This window comes from Gammaproteobacteria bacterium, assembly GCA_037388465.1.
Classification (GTDB): Bacteria; Pseudomonadota; Gammaproteobacteria; order SpSt-1174; family SpSt-1174; genus JARRKE01.
This window is the reverse complement of the sequence record JARRKE010000128.1, coordinates 1-3901: the sequence shown is the minus strand read 5'-3', so window position 1 is coordinate 3901 and position 3901 is coordinate 1. Positions and strand designations below refer to the sequence as shown.

At 65.6% G+C, this 3901-nt stretch carries 4 protein-coding genes; 2 read left to right on the top strand and 2 right to left on the bottom strand.

Annotation, left to right across the window (positions count from 1 at the left end; translation table 11 throughout):
* On the bottom strand, positions 1-755 hold a 755-nt coding region (locus tag P8Y64_13980), incomplete at its 3' end, for an efflux RND transporter periplasmic adaptor subunit (protein MEJ2061565.1).
* A complete protein-coding gene (locus P8Y64_13975; GenBank protein ID MEJ2061564.1) occupies positions 752-2110 on the bottom strand; it encodes a TolC family protein in 1359 nt (452 codons plus the stop codon). The genes P8Y64_13975 and P8Y64_13980, both read right to left, overlap by 4 nt.
* A 120-nt stretch (positions 2111-2230) precedes the next feature.
* Between P8Y64_13975 and P8Y64_13970 the strand changes: the two genes are divergently transcribed.
* Positions 2231-2911, top strand: a complete 681-nt coding sequence (locus tag P8Y64_13970; protein MEJ2061563.1) for a response regulator transcription factor — start codon at positions 2231-2233, stop codon at positions 2909-2911.
* Positions 2904-3901, top strand: a 998-nt coding sequence (locus P8Y64_13965) for a HAMP domain-containing protein (protein MEJ2061562.1), incomplete at its 3' end; no start/stop codon positions are given. The genes P8Y64_13970 and P8Y64_13965, both read left to right, overlap by 8 nt.

Below are 3901 nucleotides of genomic sequence, written 5' to 3'. Positions count from 1 at the left end.
CCTTGCAGCTTGACCACGGCATCGACCAGCCGCGTCTTGGGATTGATCACGGCATGGACCTGGGCGATCCGCGCCTTGATATGCACCGCATCATCGAACACCGGTGTCAAATCCACGTTCATGCCCGACCGCACGCGGCGTGCATCCTCGGGCTCGATTCCCAGTGTGACCCAGAGATGCGCACGGGCGCCGAGGGTAAGCAGCGAGGCCCCGGCCTGCACCCGGTCTCCGGGTGCAACATTGACCCGGGTGACTATGGCGGCCTGGGGTGCGCGAATGATCTGATGGGCACGATTGGCGCCCAGGCGCACTTCCGCCTGCAGGCTGCTGCGAGCGTTGGCCAGTTCCTGCTGCGCCTTGGCCAGCTCCGCCCGGGTGGCCAACTGCTGGCCGAACAGGCCCTTCACCTGTTCGAGATTCTTGCGCGCGTAGGCTACCTGGGCGCGTGCCTGCTCGTAGGCACGCCGTGCCGCCGGGTCGGTGGTCAACTCCAACAGCTGCTGGCCCGGCTCGACAACCTGGCCGAGCCCTACCCACAGACGGGTCACTTCTCCGCCATGCGCCGCACTGATGCCGGTCACCTGTTCGGGGTCCGGCCGGACCTCCCCATAAACGGTCAGCGTCTCCTGCAGGTTGCGCTGCGTTACCGGCGCGGTCTTCACCCAGGCGCGTACGCCATTCTCCGTGGCGGCCTGGACGGCAATCGGCAGCAGCACGACCAGAAGAGCAGGCAGCAGACGAAATCGTCGGTTCATGGGTGCTCTCCCTTCGGGGCAGACGATGTGGATGCGACAGCGGGAGCGCCCGCAGGGATGTATCCGAGCAGGGTGTGCAGGGCGACGGCACCTTCCATCAGACTTTGGTCGAGTCCGATGGCTTCCCGCTCATGGGCGAGGTAGCTAGACTGGACGGCGATATAGCTGGCCCCGCCGAGGTTGCCGGAGGCAAAGGCCCGGGCCGCGCGGTCGGCGACCCGGCGCAGTTCGGGCAATCGGGTTTCCAACCGGCGGCGCGTGGCTTCGATGTCCTGCAATCGGGCCAGAAGCATGCGCACCTGGCTGTAGGCGTGATCCAGACGAGCCTGATAGGCCCCACGCAGCTGGTCACGAGTGGCCCGAGTGACCGCCACCTGACCCCGATTGCCGTTGAAGATCGGTAGATTGAGCGTGATGCCGAGCCCCGTGGTGAGCACACCGCTGGTGTCCGACGCGCGCGTCACGCCGATATTCAGCGACGGGAACTGGCCCAGAACGGCCGCCCGGTAGCGGGCATCGGCACTCTTATAGCCTGCTTGCAGGGCGAGCAGATCCGGGCGGGTATCGGGCAGCCTGGCAAGCGCCTGGCGCACCGCCATTTCGGATGGTGGCTGTGGCGGTTGGGGTGTTTTGATCTGCCAGTCAGCCGCCGGCTGTAATCCCAGCAGGGCATTGAGCTGCATACGCACCCGGGTAAGCTGGCGCCGCGTGCGCGCAAGCTGGGACTCTGTGTCAGTCAGCGTCACCAGATCGGCGGACAGAGTATCCAACGTGATGTTGCCCGCCTGCAGGGCGCGGGTCGCCGCCTGCTGGCGGCGGGCGTACAGATGTTGCTGCTGCTCCAGCAGATGCGCCTGGCGGTTCAGCGACCACAACCGGATATAGAGTGATTGCGCCTGCTGGCTGACCTGCCATGCCTGCCAGGCCACCTCCAGCCGCTGGCGGGTACGGGCGGCGCGGGCTGCATCCACATGGGAACCCCGGGTCAGCAGCCACCGGATATCCTCGGACAGCCCGACGTTATAGGCATTGACCAGGCCGGGCCCCTTGCTGGTGGGATGATCCAGTGCGTAGCCCAGTTGGGGATCGGGAATCAGCCGGGCATCGTAGAGCTGCGCTGCGCTGATCCCGACCTTGCGCCGGGCTGCCCGCAGATCAGGATTGTCGCGCACGGCAATGCGGGCCGTTTGCGCCAGCGACAGCGTATGCAGGGTCAGTCCCTGGGCATCATGCGGTGCGGATGCCAAATCCGGCGCCTGCGGCAGCGGCGCAGCCTGATAAGTCGCGCAGGCGCTCAGCCAGAACGGCATCAGTATCGACAGCGCATAACGCCAGTGTGGGGTTAAGCGGGGCAAGGCGTGGCTCCGGTTCAGCTTATGCAGACAAGTCTCGCCCCGGCCCGCTTACCGGCTGCTTGCCGCCGGATTAACAAATCGTCATGTGTCGGCCTTCGGCAGGCAGGTTAAGATCAGGTCATGCATATCCTGATTGTCGAGGATGACCGGGAGGCCGCCGCCTATCTCGGCAAGGGGCTGCGTGAAAGCGGCCACAATGTCGACCATGCCGCCGACGGCAACGACGGCCTGCATCTTGCCCTGACCGGGGAATACGACATCCTCATCGTCGACCGCATGCTGCCGGGCCTGGATGGGCTGGCGCTGATCGCCGCCTACCGTGCGGCTGGACGCAGCACGCCGGTTCTGATCCTTTCCGCGCGCGGCGAGGTGGACGACCGCGTCACCGGCCTGCGCGCCGGCGGCGACGACTACCTCACAAAACCCTATGCGTTCACCGAACTGCTGGCACGGCTCGAGGCACTGACGCGGCGCACCCATCCGGAACAGGCTCAGGACACGCTGCAGGTGGGGGACCTGCAGCTCGACCGCCTGCGTCACCGCGTCAGCCGCGCCGGCAAACCCATCAGCCTCCAGCCACGCGAATTCCGCCTGCTGGAATACCTGATGCGCCATGCAGGCCAGGTGGTCACACGCACCATGCTGCTGGAGCAGGTATGGGACTATCACTTCGACCCGCAGACCAACGTCATCGACGTGCATGTCTCCCGCCTGCGCGCCAAGATGGACCGGGACTTCGATGTCCCGCTGTTACACACCATCCGCGGTGCGGGTTATCGACTGGGTCCCCCCGTTGACTGACGGGACAGCAAAACACCGCGGGCCACGCCTGCTACGCACCACCGTATTCCAGCTCTCGCTGCTGTATGCCGTCGGCTTCAGCCTGCTCACCGCACTGATTCTGGGCGCCATTTACTGGTCGACCACCCGCTACATCACCACCCAGGTCGATGCCGGTCTGACGCTGGAACGAGACCAGCTTATCGCCACTCTGCATGACGAGGGCATTGACGACCTGCGTGCGCTGGTCGACCAGCGTGCCCAGGCGGGTCTCGACCGGGGTCGCTACTATCTGCTGATCGGTGCCGGCGAACAGGTGCTGGCCGGCAACCTGAGCAACTGGCCGGCGGCCGTGTCCCGCAGTCCCGGTCCCGCCGTTTTCAATGACGACAGTCTTTCCATTCCCGCCTCGGCACGCGCGGATGATGACGATACCGATGTGCGTACCGTGGTCGCGCAATTGCCGGACGGCGGCTTTCTGCTGGTCGGACAGGCCTTGAGCGAAGAGGAAAGCCTGGCGGAACATACCGGCTGGCTGCTGGCCTGGGCTGTCGGCCTGATCACCCTGCTGGCACTGCTGGGCGGCATCTGGATGGGGCGCAGCGTGTTGCACCGTATCGACGGAGTGAGCAATACCGCCGGTGAGATCATGGCCGGACGATTGTCGCGGCGCATGCCGGTGGGCCGGCGCGGGGACGAGTTCGACGAGCTCAGCGAACGTCTGAACGCGATGCTGGGACGCATCGACGAACTGGTGCGCGGCATGCGCGAAGTGACCGACAACGTGGCCCACGACCTGCGCAGTCCCCTCAACCGGCTGCGCAACCGGCTGGAGATCACATTGCTGGAATCCCGGCCGCAGGCGGAATATCAGGAGGTCATCGCCCAGACCATTACCGACCTCGACGAAGTGCTCAACACCTTCAATACCCTGCTCTCGATCGCCCAGGCGGAGGCGGGTGTCAAACGCCAGCATTTCGCCGCCGTTGACCTCACTGCCTTGTGCACCGA

Bases quoted from the DNA above. Each gene is read 5' to 3' on its own strand.
- P8Y64_13970 (MEJ2061563.1), top strand. From the start codon at position 2,231: ATGCATATCCTGATTGTCGAGGATGACCGGGAGGCCGCCGCCTATCTC.